Source organism: Caldicellulosiruptor diazotrophicus (genome assembly GCF_017347585.1).
GTDB classification, from domain to species: Bacteria; Bacillota; Thermoanaerobacteria; order Caldicellulosiruptorales; family Caldicellulosiruptoraceae; genus Caldicellulosiruptor; species Caldicellulosiruptor diazotrophicus.
In genome coordinates this window covers 225,581-243,493 of the sequence record NZ_AP024480.1, presented here as the reverse complement: position 1 = coordinate 243,493, position 17,913 = coordinate 225,581, and the positions used below count along the sequence as shown (strand labels likewise).

General features: G+C 36.3%; 16 protein-coding genes. 7 read left to right on the top strand and 9 right to left on the bottom strand.

The features are described from left to right. Nucleotides 1-134 precede the first annotated feature (134 nt). The gene (locus CaldiYA01_RS00970; protein WP_207180469.1) at nucleotides 135-2,420 is read left to right on the top strand and encodes a transketolase family protein; all 2,286 of its coding nucleotides are present in this window, start codon (nucleotides 135-137) and stop codon (nucleotides 2,418-2,420) included. A gap of 82 nt (nucleotides 2,421-2,502) precedes the next feature. Here CaldiYA01_RS00970 and CaldiYA01_RS00965 read toward each other — a convergent pair whose 3' ends face one another. Further along, the gene (locus CaldiYA01_RS00965) at nucleotides 2,503-4,824 is read right to left on the bottom strand and encodes a helix-turn-helix domain-containing protein (RefSeq protein ID WP_207180467.1); all 2,322 of its coding nucleotides are present in this window, start codon (nucleotides 4,822-4,824) and stop codon (nucleotides 2,503-2,505) included. A 40-nt stretch (nucleotides 4,825-4,864) separates the two neighbouring features. Further along, nucleotides 4,865-5,002 carry a hypothetical protein gene (locus CaldiYA01_RS00960; protein WP_207180465.1) on the bottom strand — a complete coding sequence of 46 codons (138 nt, stop codon included), beginning with the start codon at nucleotides 5,000-5,002 and terminating at the stop codon, nucleotides 4,865-4,867. A 127-nt stretch (nucleotides 5,003-5,129) separates the two neighbouring features. On the opposite strand from CaldiYA01_RS00960, the gene CaldiYA01_RS00955 reads away from it, so the two are divergent. The 5 genes from CaldiYA01_RS00955 to CaldiYA01_RS00935 all read left to right on the top strand — a co-directional run bounded on the left by CaldiYA01_RS00955 (nucleotide 5,130) and on the right by CaldiYA01_RS00935 (nucleotide 10,771). Beyond that, on the top strand, nucleotides 5,130-6,731 hold the full coding sequence (locus CaldiYA01_RS00955) for a type 2 periplasmic-binding domain-containing protein (RefSeq protein WP_207180463.1): 1,602 nt from the start codon (nucleotides 5,130-5,132) through the stop codon (nucleotides 6,729-6,731). A gap of 119 nt (nucleotides 6,732-6,850) precedes the next feature. Then, complete coding sequence (locus tag CaldiYA01_RS00950) at nucleotides 6,851-7,804, top strand: ABC transporter permease (RefSeq protein WP_207180455.1); 954 nt, start codon at nucleotides 6,851-6,853, stop codon at nucleotides 7,802-7,804. A 21-nt stretch (nucleotides 7,805-7,825) separates the two neighbouring features. Continuing rightward, a complete protein-coding gene (locus CaldiYA01_RS00945) occupies nucleotides 7,826-8,710 on the top strand; it encodes a carbohydrate ABC transporter permease (RefSeq protein WP_013429291.1) in 885 nt (294 codons plus the stop codon). 56 nt (nucleotides 8,711-8,766) lie between these two features. Further along, a complete protein-coding gene (locus CaldiYA01_RS00940) occupies nucleotides 8,767-9,534 on the top strand; it encodes a sugar phosphate isomerase/epimerase family protein (RefSeq protein ID WP_207180453.1) in 768 nt (255 codons plus the stop codon). A 97-nt stretch (nucleotides 9,535-9,631) separates the two neighbouring features. Then, nucleotides 9,632-10,771, top strand: a complete 1,140-nt coding sequence (locus tag CaldiYA01_RS00935) for an aldo/keto reductase (protein ID WP_207180452.1) — start codon at nucleotides 9,632-9,634, stop codon at nucleotides 10,769-10,771. A 103-nt stretch (nucleotides 10,772-10,874) separates the two neighbouring features. On the opposite strand, the gene CaldiYA01_RS00930 is transcribed toward CaldiYA01_RS00935, so the two are convergent. The 3 genes from CaldiYA01_RS00930 to CaldiYA01_RS12210 all read right to left on the bottom strand — a co-directional run bounded on the left by CaldiYA01_RS00930 (nucleotide 10,875) and on the right by CaldiYA01_RS12210 (nucleotide 13,167). Beyond that, nucleotides 10,875-11,975 (bottom strand): Gfo/Idh/MocA family protein, encoded by a 1,101-nt coding sequence (locus CaldiYA01_RS00930; protein WP_207180450.1) that lies wholly within the window; start codon nucleotides 11,973-11,975, stop codon nucleotides 10,875-10,877. A gap of 1 nt (nucleotide 11,976) precedes the next feature. Beyond that, on the bottom strand, nucleotides 11,977-12,792 hold the full coding sequence (locus tag CaldiYA01_RS00925; protein ID WP_207180449.1) for a sugar phosphate isomerase/epimerase family protein: 816 nt from the start codon (nucleotides 12,790-12,792) through the stop codon (nucleotides 11,977-11,979). 198 nt (nucleotides 12,793-12,990) lie between these two features. Then, nucleotides 12,991-13,167 carry a hypothetical protein gene (locus CaldiYA01_RS12210; protein WP_238480560.1) on the bottom strand — a complete coding sequence of 59 codons (177 nt, stop codon included), beginning with the start codon at nucleotides 13,165-13,167 and terminating at the stop codon, nucleotides 12,991-12,993. Nucleotides 13,168-13,222: 55 nt separating this feature from the next. On the opposite strand from CaldiYA01_RS12210, the gene CaldiYA01_RS00915 reads away from it, so the two are divergent. Then, the gene (locus tag CaldiYA01_RS00915; protein WP_207180368.1) at nucleotides 13,223-14,665 is read left to right on the top strand and encodes a transposase; all 1,443 of its coding nucleotides are present in this window, start codon (nucleotides 13,223-13,225) and stop codon (nucleotides 14,663-14,665) included. 199 nt (nucleotides 14,666-14,864) lie between these two features. On the opposite strand, the gene CaldiYA01_RS00910 is transcribed toward CaldiYA01_RS00915, so the two are convergent. Genes CaldiYA01_RS00910 through mreB form a run of 4 tightly spaced genes read right to left on the bottom strand, consistent with a single transcriptional unit; the run spans nucleotide 14,865 to nucleotide 17,875 of the window. Next, entirely contained in the window at nucleotides 14,865-15,185 is a 321-nt protein-coding gene (locus CaldiYA01_RS00910) for a rod-binding protein (RefSeq protein WP_207180447.1), read from the bottom strand. A gap of 24 nt (nucleotides 15,186-15,209) precedes the next feature. Further along, nucleotides 15,210-16,013, bottom strand: a complete 804-nt coding sequence (gene flgG / locus CaldiYA01_RS00905) for a flagellar basal-body rod protein FlgG (RefSeq protein WP_013291357.1) — start codon at nucleotides 16,011-16,013, stop codon at nucleotides 15,210-15,212. 54 nt (nucleotides 16,014-16,067) lie between these two features. Next, a complete protein-coding gene (locus tag CaldiYA01_RS00900; protein WP_207180445.1) occupies nucleotides 16,068-16,835 on the bottom strand; it encodes a flagellar hook-basal body protein in 768 nt (255 codons plus the stop codon). A gap of 20 nt (nucleotides 16,836-16,855) precedes the next feature. Further along, the gene (gene mreB / locus CaldiYA01_RS00895; RefSeq protein ID WP_207180443.1) at nucleotides 16,856-17,875 is read right to left on the bottom strand and encodes a rod shape-determining protein; all 1,020 of its coding nucleotides are present in this window, start codon (nucleotides 17,873-17,875) and stop codon (nucleotides 16,856-16,858) included. Nucleotides 17,876-17,913: the final 38 nt, after the last annotated feature.

The window sequence follows — 17,913 nt, the reverse complement described above, 5'->3', positions numbered from 1 at the left end:
CAACATTTTGTTAAACAATTATCTTAAAATTTTCGCTTTAAACTTAAAACAATCCACTTTAATTTATTACATTTTACTGTTATAATTAAGCTCAAAGTAGTAGAAATAATGAACAATAATGTGGGAGGTTTAAGATGGAGAAAGAATTTCAATTCTGGGAAAAGATTAAAGACATAACTTATCAGTATCTTGATTTTACTCTAAATTATAGGCAGAGCGGTCATCCTGGTGGGTCTCACTCAAAAGCTCACATGCTTATCTCTCTTTTATTTGGAAAAAAGATGTTATATGATATTAGAAAGCCTGAATATAGATTTAACGACAGGCTAATTCTCTCAGCTGGACATACAATCCCGATAATCTATTCTCTTTTTGCAGTTATTGGCGATGCTTTTAATGAGATGTACAGACAAACCAAAGATGGAAAGTATCTGATTGCTGAAGATAAACTTGTACGATACTACGACCTTCTCACTTTCAGGCACAGAGGCGGACTTCCTGGCCATGCCGAGTCAAGCGGGAAAACGCTGCTTTTGAAATTCAACACAGGACCTTCTGCCCATGGTCTTCCTGCATCTGTTGGGCAAGCTTTGGCACTCAAAAAAGCTGGGCTTCAAAATGTAAAGGTATTCTTGATTGAAGGTGAAGGTGCGCTGACAGCCGGCGTAACTCATGAGTCTCAAAACGGCGCATGGGCATATGGTCTTGGAAATCTTTTTTGGCTGCTAGACTGGAACGATTTTGGAATAGATGACAGACCTTTTTCTTCTGTTGTGTATGGTACACCTGAAGAATGGTTTTCTGCCCATGGCTGGAAGGTTTTTGGAACAATGAACGGTCATAGCTGGCAGGATGTCTACTATACCATTAAAAAAGCAGTTGAAGAAGCAAATGAGAATATTCCTAATTTTATGTGGTTTAAGACCAAAAAAGGATATGAGTATGGCGTGTATGACAACAAATCTCACGGTGTGCCACACAAGAAAAACTCAGAGATTTTCTGGGAGACAAGAAAACCTTTCATGGAAAAGTGTGGTGTAGAATTTGTAGGTTTTGGAAAACCTGCGTCATCTGACCCGGATGAAGAGAAAAAACAATGGGAAGAAAACCTCAAGATTATAAACAGGGTACTTACATCAGATGAAGAGCTTTTAAAGTATATCACAGACACACTTATTGAAATTGCAGAAACTCTGCCAAAAGAAGCACCTTCAACATTTGTTCTAAACCAAAATCCATATAAAGACACGGCTATCTATGATTACAAAAACTATCCTGACTGGCTTTTTGCAAAGCCAGGCGAAAATGTTCCAAACAGATCAGCTTTAGCAAAATGGGGAATGTATATAAACGGTGTAATCGGCAAAAAGTATGGAAGACCTCTTGTGATTGCAACATCTGCCGACCTTACAGAGTCAACCAACCTTCACGGTTTTGGTCTTGGAAAAGATGATTTTGGTGGTTTTGGAGTATATGACAGAGAAAAGAATATAAACGGAGCAATTTTACCATCTGCAATTACAGAGTTTTTAAATGCTGGTGTATGTGCAGGTTTAGCAACTGTAAACTTGAGTGAAAATCCACATGAAGATTTTAATGGCTTTTGGGCTATAACATCAACGTATGGTTCGTTTATGTATCTCAAATACGGCGCAATAAGGCTTTTTTCACAGATGGCTCAAGACTCTCCAATAAAATTTGGCAAAGTCATCTGGGTTGCAGGTCATTCTGGACCAGAGACTGCAGAAGATTCAAGAACACACTTTGGAATATTTGAACCAGGTGTATTGCAACTGTTCCCAAAAGGAAAGATTATAAATCTCTATCCATGGGAACATAACGAAGTACCTGTTTTACTTGGCGCTGCACTTGCAACAGATATCAATAATATAGCTTTGCATCTTACAAGACCACCGATTGAAATACCAGACAGAAGCGCACTTGGCATCCCATCTCATTTCGAAGCTGCAAAAGGTGCTTATATAATAAACGACTTTGACCCAGACAGAAAAAAGGACGGAACAATAATCGTAAGAGGTACAAGCACAACATACAATTTGATAAAAATCTTGCCACAACTAAGAAAAGATTTTAACCTTAAAATAATAGCTGCACCAAGTTATGAGCTTTTCATGATGCAAGATGAAACATACAAAAACAAGGTTTTGCCTATTGAAGACTGGATAGATTCAATGGTTGTTACAAATGAAAGCAAAAAACTTATGCAAGACTGGATATTTTCTAAGGTTTCAGAAGAATATTCTCTTTCAAGCGACTGGGATAATAACTGGCGAACAGGTGGAACAGTTGATGAAGTTTTAAAAGAAGCGCACTTGGACTGTGATAGCATTTATAACGGCATTGAAAGGTTTGTAAGGGATAGAGAAAAAAGAATTGCAAGGTTGAAAAATATCTTATAGCATCCCCCAGCAATTCGGTTAAAAATAATCTGAGCGGGAAGGAAGTTAGAAACCAAAATTTCTTCTCCCTCCCGCTCTTTTTTTATTGTATTTTATTGAGCTCTCTAAACTTGTTGGGTGATATACCCTCAACCTTTTTAAAAGCCTTTGTAAAACCACTTACCTCTGTATATCCTATCATTTTCGCTATTTGAGAAACAGAATAGTCAGTTGTAAGAAGAAGTTCCTTAGCTTTGTTCATTCTCAAGCTTTGGATATAATCACTGATGTTCTGACCAGCCTTCTCTTTGAATATTGCTGAAAGATACTGTGGAGTTATGTTAAATTTTTCTGCAATTGTAGAAAGTGATATCTCAGAACTTGAATACTGCTGATGAATAAAGTCCAAAATATTTGAAATTAAGTCATTGCCTATTTTCTGCTTGTTAACTATTACATTTTCTGTAAGTATTTTAAAGTCTTCCTGTATTGACTGAAGAACCTTCTTGGGATTCTTCTCTTCAATTATTAATCTCATAACCTTTTCTGGCTCTGGTTTTTGTTTTTCCCCAACCTTGTTTGGAATACTGTTTAAAAGCTGATAGTAAAGCCCGTAAAGATATATAAGTATCATCTTGGCCATATGAGGTGAGTTTGCCGCTGTTATATGATTTTTGATATTTTCAAATACCTCATAAACCCCTTCAACCTTACCTTCTTTAACAATATTTACAATTTTATTTTCAATATCCTTAGGCAAAAACTCTTTTTCGGACGTTATATCTTGAGAGAGCTCAGAAAATTTAAAAATCTTCATGTTAGGTTTTACAAATTTCAATGAAAGAACCTTTTCAGCCTGTTCATATGCAAATTTTAAGTTTATTATTCCCATAACCTCTCCGCTTATACCCACAGACATATAAATTGAAAAATTTTTCTCTAAAAACTCTATCATATTTCCAAATATTTCTGTAAGCTTTTTAATACTGTCTTTAACATTATCTATAACCTCAATGATAACACTCAGCTTTGTCCTTGAAAACAACACATCCCAGTGTTTAAAACCATTTGTCTCCAAAAGCTCATCCATAACGTTCGTAACAACGAGGGTTACAAGAGAATATTCACTATCACTCTCACCCTTTATAAACCCAGAGCAGTCATCAATCTCAATCAAACATACCAAAAACTTTGCATCCTGTCTTTGCATTTCAAGGGTTTTTAGTTCTAACTCACCTATATTTTCAGGTAATATACTGCCAAGAAGTAACTGATACAACAAATTGTTTTTTATGATTGGAGAAAATCTCATTATTTGTTTTTTCAATTCTTCTTCTTTAGAAAGTGTTTGCAAAACAAGGTCTCTTATAAAATCAAATTCGTTCTTTTCAAGTTCAAAGCTCTTTGTTTCATTTCCTGCTTGCAACAATCTTTTTATTTCGCTCAGCGGTCTGTAGTTTTGCATACTGAAGAAAAATATGAGTATACTGCCAATTATACTCATAAACCCAAGAAGAATAAGACTCAGATTGCGAATTTTACGTATCTCTTCAAAAAAGCTGTTGACAGGTACCATGGATATATATTTCCAACCATAAATAGGTGATATAACATAATATATTATCCATTTTTCACCATTCAATGTCAGTTCTTGAATTCTAAAGTCATTGTAGATTGAAAAGTTGAGTTTTGGCAAAGATATGTCCTGTTTGTCTGCAGAAACTTTAAGAACCTGATTGTTGTCTCTATCCAGAATCCAAAGTATCCCTTTAGGATAGCTCACAATTTCTTTCATTGTACTGACAATCTTGCTTTGGTCTATTATTACAAACACATTCGCATTTTTACCATCTATTATCCATCTTGATAAGGTATTTGCAAACACAATTGTAGAAAGATTTTTATAGTCTGCTTTTATCTTAAAAGAAGGTATATATTTCATCTTGTATTCACCGCTCAAAAACTCAAGCCATTTTTCAAAACTCATATTAAGTGGTCTGTTGATGTATGTATAGTAATTATAAGGTGTTGTAGTATATGATGGACCAACAATGATGTTCTCAGAAGGAATGTATATAAAAGCATCTATTATGTATGAATTTTTATATGTCTGTGAATATATCTCTCTGCAAAGATTTCTGATATTAAGAAGTCTATCGCTGCTATCAAGCGCTTCTTTGGCTTCAGGAAGAAAAATAAAATAATAGGGATTTAAATTTATCCAATCTGCAAGAGATTCAACAGACTTTACAATCTCATTTTCAACCTTATCTTCAAGCTGGGTAAGGGCAGTTTTGTTATACCTATATAGGCTACTCATCATTATGTTTTTTATACTAAAATAAGACCCAATACCTATCAAAAGCGGAATTATAAAAATAACAAGATATGAAAATACAAATCGCCACAGTATTTTCTTGAACATACTTAAAAAAATCCTCCTCAAATATCATATATTTAAAGCCTCATTTTTGGGCAATTTCAATTATAATACAAGCAATATTGAAAAGCAATGAAACATATTGCAAAGAAAATATAAATGATGAGTACATTTTTAAGAAGTTTAATATTGTCCTTTTAACCTTAACATTTTCCTCTTTCATAAAGTCTCTCCTCCCCTTTATAATAAAAGCTGTAAAGCCCGCTAACAAGTTGTTGAAAACAATAAACTTTTGTTGCGGGTAATTTGGGAAAAATCAATAAAAACTTTTAAAGTAAGGAGGTTTCAAGATGGATTGGTTCAAATCTTCTAAAAAGGTTATAAGCATGATTGTAGTTATGGTATTTGCCTTATCGCTTTTAATTCCAGTATTTGTCTCATCAACCTCAACAGCTTATGCAAAACCAACACCAACACTTACCTATTTTGTTCGACTTGACCCCAAGGTTGCAACATCCTACAGCAGCTATTCATCAATTGCTGCATACCAACTTTTGCAGAAAAAACTCGGTGTAAAACTTGTGTTTAAACACCCACCGGTTGGTGGAGAAACAGACCAGTTCAATCTTATGGTGGCATCAAGGCAGCTGACAGATATCATTGAGTGGAACTGGATTGATAACTATCCTGGCGGACCTGTAAAAGCTTTGCTTGACAAAGTTATTATTAGACTTAACGACTATATGCCAAAATATGCTCCAAATTTATCAAAATACTTGCAGCAACATCCTGACATCAAAAAACTTATTGTTACAGACGATGGTGACATTTATGGATTCCCAGCTCTTCGTGGAACAAACCCAAAAATTGCATGCGTATACTATGGACCTCAAATAAGAAATGACTGGTTGAAAAAGCTTGGATTAAAAGAACCAGAAACAGTTGATGATTGGTACAAGGTTTTGAAAGCATTTGTAACAAAAGACCCAAACGGTAATGGCAAAAAGGATGAAAGAGGATTTTCAATCCTCAGAAATGCTTCTAATCCGAGATATGCATTTGATTATTCTTCATTCTTAGTTGGTGCATGGGGTATTAAAACAGACTTTTTCCAAGTTAATGGTAAAGTTAAATACGGCCCATTAGAACCTCAATACAAACAGTTTATAGCAACTCTGCAAAAATGGTGGAAAGAAGGACTTATTGACCCAGACATTCTCACAATGAACCAGAAGGTTATAAGAGCAAATGTTCAAAATGATGTAATAGGTGCATGGATAGGACTTCTGTCTGGTGATATGGGCTTCTTCTTGAACCTGAAGAAAGACATAATAGCTACCAAGTTCCCTGTGCTCAAGAAAGGCGAAAAACCACTTTTAGGACAGGCTGAATTCTTGTTCTCCAGAACAAGCGCTGCTATAACAACTGCGTGTAAAGATATACCCACTGCTATGAAGGTGCTTGACTGGGGTTATAGCAAAGAAGGGTACGAAGCATTTAACTATGGTGTACTTGGAAAATCATATGTAAAGAAAGATGGCAAAGTTTACTACACAGATGAAATTTTGAAAAACCCACAAGGACTTTCAGCAGCTGAAGCTCTGGCAAAATATGCCCGTGCATCAATCAGTGGTCCTTTTGCCCAAGCAGATGAGTATTATCTACAGATTCAGATGATGTATCCACAACAAAAAGAAGCTGTCATGGAAAAATGGTCTGATGTCAAAAATGACAGAATTCTTCCACCACTTTCGTTTACAGACGAAGAATCCAAGAGACTTGCAAATATTATGAATACAGTCAACACATACTATGATGAAATGTTCTTAAGACTTATGACAGGAAAAGCAACAAATGTTGATGCATTTGTAAAGACTCTTAAACAAATGAAGATTGATGAGGCTATAAAGATTTATCAAGCTGCATACGACAGATGGAAGAAGAGAAAATAATATAGAAATATCCATATCAAAAAGAGCCTTGCAACAAGGCAAAAAATAAATGCTTTTCTTTAAACACCTTATTGCAAGGCTCTTTTTTATAAATCTTCTTTGAGGAGGTTCAAAGGATTATGGAAAAGGCAACAATTAAGTCTTATCAGCCAAACAGATGGCAAGAACTAAAAAAAGATATTATACGTAATAAAAGCCTTTATTTAATGATTATCCCTGTTGTGGCTTATTATTTTATATTTCACTACATCCCTATGTACGGTCTTCAAATAGCTTTTAAAGATTTTACACCAGCAAAAGGTATCTGGGGCAGTCCATGGGTTGGTTTAGAAAAGTTCAAAGAATTCTTTGTCTATGACAGCTTTTATGTCTGGAGAATAATCAGAAATACAATACTTATAAACGTTTACGACCTCATATTTGGTTTTCCTGCTCCAATTCTCTTCGCACTTTTGCTTAATGAAATTAAAAATACTATTTACAAAAGAACTCTTCAGACTGTAAGTTATATGCCACACTTTATTTCAACAGTTGTTATTGTTGGTATGATTATGGACTTTTTTGCAAGAGACGGTCTTATAAACAATATACTCAAATCTCTCGGCATTTTGTCAGAACCTATTTCGTTTATGACAGAACCTGGCTGGTTCAGACCACTGTATGTCGGCTCTGGAATATGGCAAAACCTTGGCTGGGGTTCGATTGTGTACCTTGCTGCAATCTCAAACATAGACCCTCAGCTTTATGAAGCAGCGCTGATTGACGGTGCGGGAAGGTTCAGACAAGCATTATATGTAACAATCCCAGGGATATTGCCAACAATTGTTATAATGTTCCTTCTCAGAGTTGGACACATGATGAATGTCGGATTTGAAAAGGTATTTTTGATGTACAATCCTTTGACATATGAAACAGCAGACGTTATTTCAACTTATGTATATAGAAAAGGTCTTTTGGAGATGGACTACAGCTACGGTGCAGCTGTTGGACTTTTTAACTCTGTTATCAACTTTTTACTGGTCATATTCTCAAACAAGATTGCAAAAAAACTTACAGAGACATCGCTTTGGTAAGAAAAGGGGTGAACTTCGAAGATGAAAATAAGAAAAAGTGCTGGCGAAATAATATTTGATACTTTCAACTATATATTTTTAGGACTTCTGTGCTTTACAATGCTGTATCCAATGCTATATGTTATATTTGCTTCATTCAGTAACCCTATTAAGCTTATGGCATACAGAGGACCACTTTTGCGACCCCTCGACTTTTCGGTGGAAGCTTATAAACTGCTTCTCAGTTACCCTATGATTTGGATTGGTTATAGAAATACACTTGTTTACGTTGTTGTAGGAACAGCTATAAACATCCTACTTACCACAATGGGTGGGTATGTTCTTTCAAGAAAGAATCTAAAACTAAAAAACCCGATTATGTTCTTCATTGCATTTACTATGTACTTTAGCGGCGGTATGATTCCAACATACCTTCTTGTCCAATCTCTTGGGATGATAGATACAATCTGGGCAATGATAATCCCAGGGGCAATTTCTACAACAAACCTCATCATCATGAGAACTGGTTTTCATGCTGTGCCAGACAGTTTGGAAGAGTCTGCAAGGATAGATGGAGCTGGGGATTGGACAATACTTTTTAGAATCATGATACCACTTGCAATGCCGATGATTGCCGTTATGATTCTCTTTTATGCTGTAGGTCACTGGAATGCGTTTTTTAGTGCTATTATATACCTGCGCTCAAGAGAACTTTACCCACTTCAGCTTGTTTTAAGAGAGATACTTATTATGAACAGTACAGAGAACATGACAACAGGAATTTCAGATGCATCTGACAGGTTTGCAGTGACAGAGCTTATCAAATACGCGGCAATTGTGGTATCAACAGTACCAATTCTGTGTATATACCCATTTTTGCAAAAGTATTTTGTAAAAGGGGTCATGATTGGGGCTATTAAAGAGTAATATTTTATGGTATAATGAAATAAACTTAAACAAAAGAAAAGTGGGGCAAATACAATATGAACAAAGACAAAATAGCAGCACAACTTTATACAGTCCGTGAATTTTTGAAAACAGAAGAAGAAATATGCCACAGCCTTAAGAAAATAAGCGAAATTGGTTTTAAAGCCATTCAAATTTCAGGAATTGGTAGAATTAACCCGAAAAGATTAAAAGAAATATGCGATGAATTTGGTTTGAAAATATGTGCAACACATATCCCTTTTGAAAGACTTAAAGAAGAAATTGAAACTGTCATTAGTGAACATAAAATTTACGAGTGTATGCACATTGCAATACCTTCTGCACCTTCTGAATATCGGTCTCAAGAAGGTGCTATAGCTTTTGCTGCTGAATGCAATGAAATTGGAGAAAAATTAAAATATGAAGGAATTACACTTTCTTATCACAACCACAGTTTCGAATTCAAAAAATACAATGGTAAGACATGGTTCGAACTTTTTATTGAAAGCTCAAACCCAGAATATCTTATGATAGAAATTGATACTTATTGGGTCCAGTTTGCAGGGGCAAACCCTGAAAAGTGGATAAGAAGCTTAGAAGGTCGAATTCCTCTTGTACATCTTAAAGATATGGGAATGATTGAAGATTTCAAGCAAGGCATGTTTGAAGTTGGGTTTGGAAACTTGGACTGGGATGGAATAATAGCTTCTTGCAATGAAGCAGGAGTTGAATGGTATATTATAGAGCAAGATGTATGCCAGCGCTCACCTTTTGAAAGTCTTAAGATGAGCTTTGATTTTATCGTGAAGAATTATTCAGACTGAAAAATTATTAAAATAAAATAATGGCTTGAGAATAATAAACTTCTCAAGCCATTTGTTTTTAAATAGACCATCTTGCAATATAAGGAGGATTTAAAAGATGAAGTATCGGAAGTTTCCAAATATTGATTTTGAAGTATCAGCGCTTGGGTTTGGATGTATGCGTTTACCCATTCATGGGGACGACTCATCTCAAATTAACCAGTCTTTGGCAATTGAGATGATAAGATATGCAATTGACAATGGGGTAAATTATATTGACACAGCGTATGGTTATCATGGTGGAAACAGTGAAGTTGTTGTTGGCAAAGCTTTAAAGGAGGGATACAGAAACAAAGTAAAACTTGCAACAAAGTTGCCTGTATGGAAGCTTACTAAAATTGAAGATGCAGATATGATACTCGATGAACAGCTAAAAAGGCTTGACACTGATTATATTGATTTTTATCTTTTACATGCGCTAAACAAACAAAGATGGGACATGTTAAAGAACATGGACATTTTTAGCTGGATTGAAAAAGTTAAGTCCCTTGGCAAAATAAAACACATTGGTTTTTCCTTCCATGACAGTCTTGACACGTTCAAAACAATAATTGATGAGTACAATGGCTGGGAATTCTGTCAAATACAGTACAATTATTTAAACCGAAACTATCAGGCAGGGGAAGAAGGTTTGAAGTATGCCCACGCTAAAGGTCTTGGAGTTATAATAATGGAACCACTTTTGGGCGGAAAGCTTGCAAGAAAACCCCCTGAGCAGGTTCAAATGGTATGGGATAAGGCAAAAATCAAAAGAACACCTGCACAGTGGGGATTTTTGTGGCTCTGGAATCAAAAAGAAGTTACTACTGTTTTGAGCGGGATGAGTTCAATGCAGCAGGTGATTGAGAATATAAATACCGCAGACGAAGGGTATGTTGGATGTCTTTCTGAGGATGAGCTGAAACTCATAGATGAAGTAACTCAAAAATACCTTGAGTTAAAACCTATTGATTGTACTGGTTGCAAGTACTGTCTTCCATGTCCAAATGGTGTTGATATCCCCCGCAACTTTAATCTTTACAATGACGCAAAGGTCTACAACATGTATGAAGAAACAAAAGAAGCATATTTAAAGCCTGAAAAGGTAGAACAAAAAGCTTCAAACTGTGTAGAGTGCGGTTTGTGTGAAGAAAAATGTCCTCAAAACTTGCCAATCAGAAAGCTCTTGAAAGAGGTTACGCAATTTTTTGAAGGTTAAATTTGAAGGTTAAATTAAATAAAAAAGGGCTGTTGCCAAAAACAGTAAAATATAATAGGCATCAGCCCTTTTTTACATCTATTTTTCAATTTTATTTCTAATCTCAAAAACCTTTGCCTTTTATCTTTTCAATCTCTTTTAAAACCTCCTCATCACTTTCAAGAGGAAGTTTTACTGGTTTTCCTGTAAGACTTGAAAGATAAATTGCCAAAATAATTTCAACAGGATGTCTACCTTCCTCAGCGGGGATAAGTGGTTTTGTTCCGGTTTTTATAGCATTTATTACATCTCTGTACTGTCTTACATGTCCTTCTTCTTTGATTGCAGCAGAAGATGCTCCAACAGGACCATCTTCCTCTTTCTTATAGATCTCTAAATACTCCTTCTCAGACCCATCTTTGAAGTAAAGACTTTCAAGCCTGGTGTTAACAGCTGTTGCAGAGCCTTTTTCACCAAAAATCTCAAGCCGCGTTTCAAAACCAGGATATGCACTTGTTGTTCCAACTATCTCACCAATTGCACCATTTTCAAACTTGACTGCTGCAACTGCTCCGTCTTCAACTTCAATACGCTTGTGTGCCCGGGTTACACAATATGCATACACCTCTACAACCTTTCCAACAATCCACTGAATCATGTCTATATAGTGTATAGACTGGTTCATGAGCGCACCACCGCCATCTAAGCTCCATGTACCGCGCCAGCTACCGCTGTCATAATACTCTTGCGACCTGTACCATTTAGTGTAACTTGTTGCTAAAACTATGTTGCCAAACTTTCCTTCGTTTGCGAGCCTTTTTAAAAGTTGCATACAATCGCTGTATCTGTGCTGTGAAATTATAGAAATCACCACATTGTTCCTGTTCTGGGCTTCTATTATTCTGTCAGCTTTAGATAATGTTATATCCATTGGCTTTTCAACAATGACATGTTTTTTGCTATCGGCTGCTAAAACTGCCATGTCAGAATGCACACCTGAAGGTGTACAGATAGATACAACATCAATCTCAGGATCAAGAAGCATCTTTTCATAGTCAGTATAAATCTTTTTTATGCCAAAATCCTGCGCAAGTTTTTTTGCTCTATCTTCTACAATATCGCACACAGCAATAAGCTCAGCATCACTTGAAAGGGTTGAAATAGCGGTTGCATGTGTCTTTGATATAACCCCACAGCCCGCAATAGCAAACTTAAGCTTTGACATTTCAACTCTCTCCTTCCTCATCGATGATCTTTTTAATTGCCCTATAAGCCTTTGCAAAGTTTTCAGGTCCACCACCAGGAAGATTATTATTAAGATGAGGCTCTATTGATAAAAAACCACAAAAGCTCATCCTCTTTAGTGTTTCTATCACATCTTTTACTCTTCCATCACCCTCACCTGCAACTGTAACACTGCCGTCTGAAAATTTTGCATCTTTTATGTGAACATACTCAATGTAATCCTTTAAAAGCTCAAATGCGTGAGGATAAACCTCTACTTTGCACTGAACAAAATTTGCCGGGTCAAATGTTGCTCTCAAATTGGGTGAGTTGATTGTGGAGAGGATTTTAAAACACCTTTCGGCATTGTTTCCATATATCTCCTTTTCGTTCTCGTGAAGAAGAACAAGATTTTCCTTCTTGGCAATCTCTGTAAACTTTGAAAGCCTTTCTATGACAACATCTGTGTACTTATCTTCTTCACCTTCTGGAACATAAAACGAAAAGATGCGTATGTATTTTGTCTCAAGGATATGCGCAAGATTGAGGATATGTTTAAAAAGGTCAAGATACTTTTCAAAGTCGCAGTTTACATCAACCTTGCCGATTGGAGACCCTATTGCTGAAACCTTTATACCACTATCTTTTAATTTTTTAAAAACTTCCTTTGCTTCATTTTCAGTAAAGTCAGCAATATTTTTACCATTTGCAGACCGAAACTCTAAATATTCAATACCATGTTTTTTTAAAACCTCTATCTGTTCATCCAAACTGCTTGCTATCTCATCTCCAAATGCTGTGAATATAAATTTATACATCTTCTCACAATACCCCCTTGTTCAAATTCCATTCGACACAAACCCAAAATAAAAAATTAATTTGAAATCGGTTAAAAAATTGGGATTAAGAAAAATTTTTTGTTTTTATGTGTTTTTAAATATATTTTACACCTATTGATTTTCATTTTCAACAATAAAACCAAAAAAATAAGCTGGCAAGATTGTGCCAGCCATTTTTTATTCCTCTTTGAATTTATATGCATTTTCAATTCTCTTTATCATAGAATCATACAAAAGCTTTGAAAGACCTATTCCTCCTTGTTTTGAAGCATTTTTTAGCCTTTTGCAGAAACGCTCAAGATGAGCATTATCAAGCTTTATATAATCTTCAAAAAAGTATTCCTTCCTCCTCATAGATAGTGTAAAATATAACTGTATAAAACATATTTTCTATGAGGAGGAGGATAAAATGTTTAAAAATCATAATAAACAACTCTCTTTTTTAGAACTTTATGAGGACGTTAAAAACCTCGCTCTCAATAACCCTCATAACCTTCTTGGCTTCTTCAACAAATACATCAATATCAATAACTTCATCCCTCAATCCTTCTTTAAAGCCTACTATAAATACTTCGGTAAACATAGATGCTTCTCTTTGCAATCTATGTTATGTGCTTTCTTCATCCAAAAAATCTTCAAATTCTCTACCTTAACTCAACTCCGTGCTGTCTTGCTCAACTCATACCAGCTTAAATCTTTCTGCAACTTCGATACTATACCCTCTATCTCTACATTCTCAAGATTTAGAAAAATCTTTTGCTCCGAAATCGAAAACGTCTTTTATAACCTCGCAAAATATGCTCAAAATATTGCACTTGAAATAAACCCTGACCTTGCTTCTTGCGTAATATTCGACACAACTGCCTTAGTCCCTATGCTCAAAGAAAATAACCCTAAGTTCATCCAATCTATGCTCAGAAAAACTAAATCTCAAAACCCTAACCTTACATCCTCTGCTGTGTATTATCTCACATACTCAAACCTCCCCAAATCTGCTTCTGCTTCACCTTATATTACTCGTATGTTCGCTAATGGTCATTTCTGCTATGGATACAAATTCGCTATCATCACTAATGGATTTGGTTTACCTCTTGTAATCACTCCTGCCTTCTGTCCTTCTTCTGATGACCCTCAAGACCCTGCTTTTTCTAAAGCTATCTCTGATTCAAAAGCTCTTATTCCCGCTTTGATTAACCTAAACCATAATTTCCAATTCAATCAGTTTTCAACCTTTATCGCCGACAGTGCTCTTGACTCTTACATGGTCTATTCTTCCCTCATCAAAGATTTCAATTTCTCTAAAGTCATAATCCCTATTAACCCCAGAAATTCTAACCAAACCTCATATACCCCTACCTCTGACCCTAACATCACTATCTCACAAAACGGTATACCCTTCTGTAATAAACTAAATAAACCTTTTATCTACGAAGGTCTTTGTAATGGTAAAAATCGCTCCCCAAGAATTAAATGGCGCTGCCCTTGCTCTCAGATTAAAGACAATAAACGCTTTTGCACCTGCCCACATCCTTGTACTACTTCTAAGTCAGGTAGGATGTTCTATACATACCCAGATGCCAACCTGCGGTATTATCCAGGTATCGATAGAAATTCTGACCAGTTTTATCAACTTTACAAATCCAGAGTTACTATCGAGCAAACTATTTTTAATCTAAAGTCTTTTCTCGGTCATGATACCATTTTCTCATATGACCATATTTCACTTTTTTCTGACTTCTTACTCTCTGCTATTTGTATGCTTTTACTCTTTATTCTCTCTTATGCCATACTAAAACATCACCAAAATATCTCTTACAAAAAACTTCAAAAACTTAAAAAACTTATTGCCTGAGATTTCTCTTAACTCTAAAAAATGCATTTTTAATCCCTAACAAATTGCCCACACTAAAAACCCTTTTTAAAGGGTTTGATATAGCTTTGCCTTTTTTGGCTTTTGAATTATTTGGTAATAAATTTATAGTTACATACGTTGCTGATAATGTTGTTATTGTGTGCAAATAGCACAATTTACCTATACACCCTCTTGACTTTTATTCCTGTATTCCTATTTTATGGTTTGTACATCTATTCATTTTGCAAACGGCTATTGAAGCATTTTTTGAAATCTCATCAACAAACATGTCGTTAAAGATATCATCTGCAATACCCTCTTTAAAAAGCCCGCCTTTTGGTATCGACTTTTGCATCTGTTTAAAAATGGTAGAAAGCATTATTGCTTCAAATTCCTCACAAGCCTCTTTGAGTTTCTGTTTGTCTTTCTCAGAATACGCTTTTTCAAGCTTGTCTATGATAGAGTTGCTAATTCCCTGCTGATAACCTGCCTGAATCTTAATGCTTGACACATCACTCATTTGTAATTACCTGCCTTGAAAGATTTATCTTTTGAGATTGTTTGCCATGGAAAGCATATCGTCAGCTGTTTGAATTGCCTTGGAATTTATCTCATACGCCCTCTGAGCAATGATTAACTTTACCATTTCATCCACAACCTGCACGTTTGACATCTCCAAAAAACCTTGCAAAATCCTGCTCTTTTGACCTTCCATCTCCTCTTCAGATACAGGTTCGCCAGATGCAGCAGAAACATTATACAGGTTTTTACCCTCTGCCAAAAGTCCTTGAGGATTTATAAACCTTACTATCTTGATTTTAAGACCTGAATCCTGAATTTGTCCTTCTTGATCCTTGTACGTAATCCTTCCTGTTTCATCTATTGTGATGCTTGAGATTGCAGTCTCTGGAAGAACAATCTCAGTGTCACCCTCTGCTAAAACTGGATATCCATCTGAGGTCACAAGTTTTATTTGCCCCTCAACATTGGAAACTTTAAAACTTCCATCTCTTGTATATCTTGGACCGTTGGGGGTTGATACAACAAAAAATCCTTCCCCCTGAATTGCCAGATCAAGTGGGTTTTCAGTTCTCTCCAAGTTCCCTTCTGCAAAGCTTTTTGTTATAGCAGAGATTGTAACGCCATGACCTATCTGAAGACTTACTGGCTTTCCATCACCTGCAACAACATCTGCACGCGACAAAGTCTCATACAAAAGGTCTTTAAACTCAGCCTTGTCTTTTTTGAAAGCTGTTGTATTCACATTTGCAAGGTTGTTGGATATGATATCAACATTTGTCTGCTGCGCTTTCATTCCAAGAGCAGCAGAATAAAGTGCTCTCATCATCTTATCTTTTTTCCTCCTTTTACCTCTTAATTCTTTTCGCAAGTTACATCCTAACTACTTTCTCGCAATCTCATTTACTGCCTTTTGCAACGTCTCATCTTGAATGGTAAACGCCTTCTGGTTTGCTTCATACGCCCGCAGTACACTTATCATATTGACCATCTCTTGAACTGAATTTACATTAGAGCCTTCCAAATACCCCTGAATAATCTTACCTGAAAATGGTATCGGTTGGCTAAGCGCATCTGCTTCAAACAGGTTATTGCCAACTTTGCGAAGAAGTTGCTTATCCTGAAAATCAACAACCCTTAGTCTGTCAACAAGTCTTCCATTCTGATAGACATTTCCCTGTTCATCAATTCTCACTTGTCCACCGCTTTGAAGAACAATTCTTCCGTTCTGTCCAAGGACGTAAAAACCATCAAGTGTCACAAGCTCTCCCCGCGAATTTAAAGTAAATGCACCGTTTCTGGTATAAAGGATTTGCTGAGTCCCTTGATTATTTGGCATTTCAACAGTAAAAAATCCATTCCCTCTTATTGCCAAGTTCAAAGGCTCATCTGTTTTTATGTAAAGCCCCTGGGAAAAATCACTCACAATCCTTGACACGTCGCTACCTAACGACATATACCCTATTGCATTGTCAGGCGAAGAAACTTTGTCGTATATCCTGTAGACAAGCATGTTTCTGAAACTTTCAACCTGCGCAACATCTCTTTTAAATCCAGTTGTACTCACATTTGCCACGTTGTTTGCTGTTATGTCCATTAGTTTTTGATTCAAAATCATCCCCGATGCCGATGTGTAAATTCCTCTAATCATCTTTTCTGCAATCTCCTTTTTTACCTGACTCTTGGGTCTTTTATAAGACTTGCTTCCAAAACATCTAAGGATTCTAAAGCCTTACCTGTCCCAAGCGCAACGCATGACACAGGGTCATCGGCAATCCTTGTTGGAATTCCTGTTTTTTCAGAGATAAGCTTGTCAAGCCCCCACAAAAGGCTTCCACCACCTGTCATAACTATTCCAGTTGAGGTAATGTCTGCTGCAAGTTCAGGTGGTGTATTTTCCAAGACCCTGTGCACAGCTTCAATTATAGCCGAAACAGGCTCTTCTAAAGCTAAAAGCATTTCGTCAGATGTCACCGTTATCGTCTTTGGAAGACCTGTTAAAAGGCTTCTTCCACGCACTTCCATAGATTCTACCCGAGGCTTTTTGTAAGCACATCCAATGTTTATTTTGAGTTCTTCCGCCGTTCTTTCACCAATTGCAACACTGTGTTTCTTTCTTATATATCGGATAATTGCTTCGTCAAATTTATCCCCCGCAACTTTGATTGATTCACTTACAACAGCCCCGCCAAGAGAAATCACCGCAATGTCTGTTGTTCCACCACCGATGTCAATCACCATACATCCTACCGGTCTTGATATGTCAAGCCCTGCACCAATCGCAGCTGCAATTGGCTCTTCTATTAAAAATGTCTGTTTTGCGCCCGCTTCGTATGTTGCATCTAAGACTGCTCTTTTTTCAACCTCAGTTACTCCAGATGGCACACACACAACAACCCTCGGTTTGAAAAATACTCTCTTGCCAAGTACCTTCCCCAAAAAATATTTCAGCATTGCCTCTGTGACCTCATAGTCTGAAATGACACCATCGCGAAGAGGTCTTACAGCCACGATATTGCCCGGTGTCCTTCCAATCATTCGTCTTGCTTCTTCTCCAACTGCTAAAATCTGTTTTCTTGTCTGTTCTATCGCAACAACTGATGGCTCTCTTAACACTATACCCTTTCCTCTAACATATACCAAAACTGTTGCTGTGCCCAAATCTATTCCTATATCTGTTCCAAACGCCATAAGCCGCCCTATCCTTTCTATTTTTCTTTTTTGTAAAT

Bases quoted from the DNA above. Each gene is read 5' to 3' on its own strand.
- CaldiYA01_RS00970 (WP_207180469.1), top strand. From the start codon at position 135: ATGGAGAAAGAATTTCAATTCTGGGAAAAGATTAAAGACATAACTTAT.
- CaldiYA01_RS00965 (WP_207180467.1), bottom strand. From the start codon at position 4,824: ATGTTCAAGAAAATACTGTGGCGATTTGTATTTTCATATCTTGTTATT.
- CaldiYA01_RS00960 (WP_207180465.1), bottom strand. From the start codon at position 5,002: ATGAAAGAGGAAAATGTTAAGGTTAAAAGGACAATATTAAACTTCTTA.
- CaldiYA01_RS00955 (WP_207180463.1), top strand. From the start codon at position 5,130: ATGGATTGGTTCAAATCTTCTAAAAAGGTTATAAGCATGATTGTAGTT.
- CaldiYA01_RS00950 (WP_207180455.1), top strand. From the start codon at position 6,851: ATGGAAAAGGCAACAATTAAGTCTTATCAGCCAAACAGATGGCAAGAA.
- CaldiYA01_RS00945 (WP_013429291.1), top strand. From the start codon at position 7,826: ATGAAAATAAGAAAAAGTGCTGGCGAAATAATATTTGATACTTTCAAC.
- CaldiYA01_RS00940 (WP_207180453.1), top strand. From the start codon at position 8,767: ATGAACAAAGACAAAATAGCAGCACAACTTTATACAGTCCGTGAATTT.
- CaldiYA01_RS00935 (WP_207180452.1), top strand. From the start codon at position 9,632: ATGAAGTATCGGAAGTTTCCAAATATTGATTTTGAAGTATCAGCGCTT.
- CaldiYA01_RS00930 (WP_207180450.1), bottom strand. From the start codon at position 11,975: ATGTCAAAGCTTAAGTTTGCTATTGCGGGCTGTGGGGTTATATCAAAG.
- CaldiYA01_RS00925 (WP_207180449.1), bottom strand. From the start codon at position 12,792: ATGTATAAATTTATATTCACAGCATTTGGAGATGAGATAGCAAGCAGT.
- CaldiYA01_RS12210 (WP_238480560.1), bottom strand. From the start codon at position 13,167: ATGAGGAGGAAGGAATACTTTTTTGAAGATTATATAAAGCTTGATAAT.
- CaldiYA01_RS00915 (WP_207180368.1), top strand. From the start codon at position 13,223: ATGTTTAAAAATCATAATAAACAACTCTCTTTTTTAGAACTTTATGAG.
- CaldiYA01_RS00910 (WP_207180447.1), bottom strand. From the start codon at position 15,185: ATGAGTGATGTGTCAAGCATTAAGATTCAGGCAGGTTATCAGCAGGGA.
- flgG (WP_013291357.1), bottom strand. From the start codon at position 16,013: ATGATGAGAGCACTTTATTCTGCTGCTCTTGGAATGAAAGCGCAGCAG.
- CaldiYA01_RS00900 (WP_207180445.1), bottom strand. From the start codon at position 16,835: ATGATTAGAGGAATTTACACATCGGCATCGGGGATGATTTTGAATCAA.
- mreB (WP_207180443.1), bottom strand. From the start codon at position 17,875: ATGGCGTTTGGAACAGATATAGGAATAGATTTGGGCACAGCAACAGTT.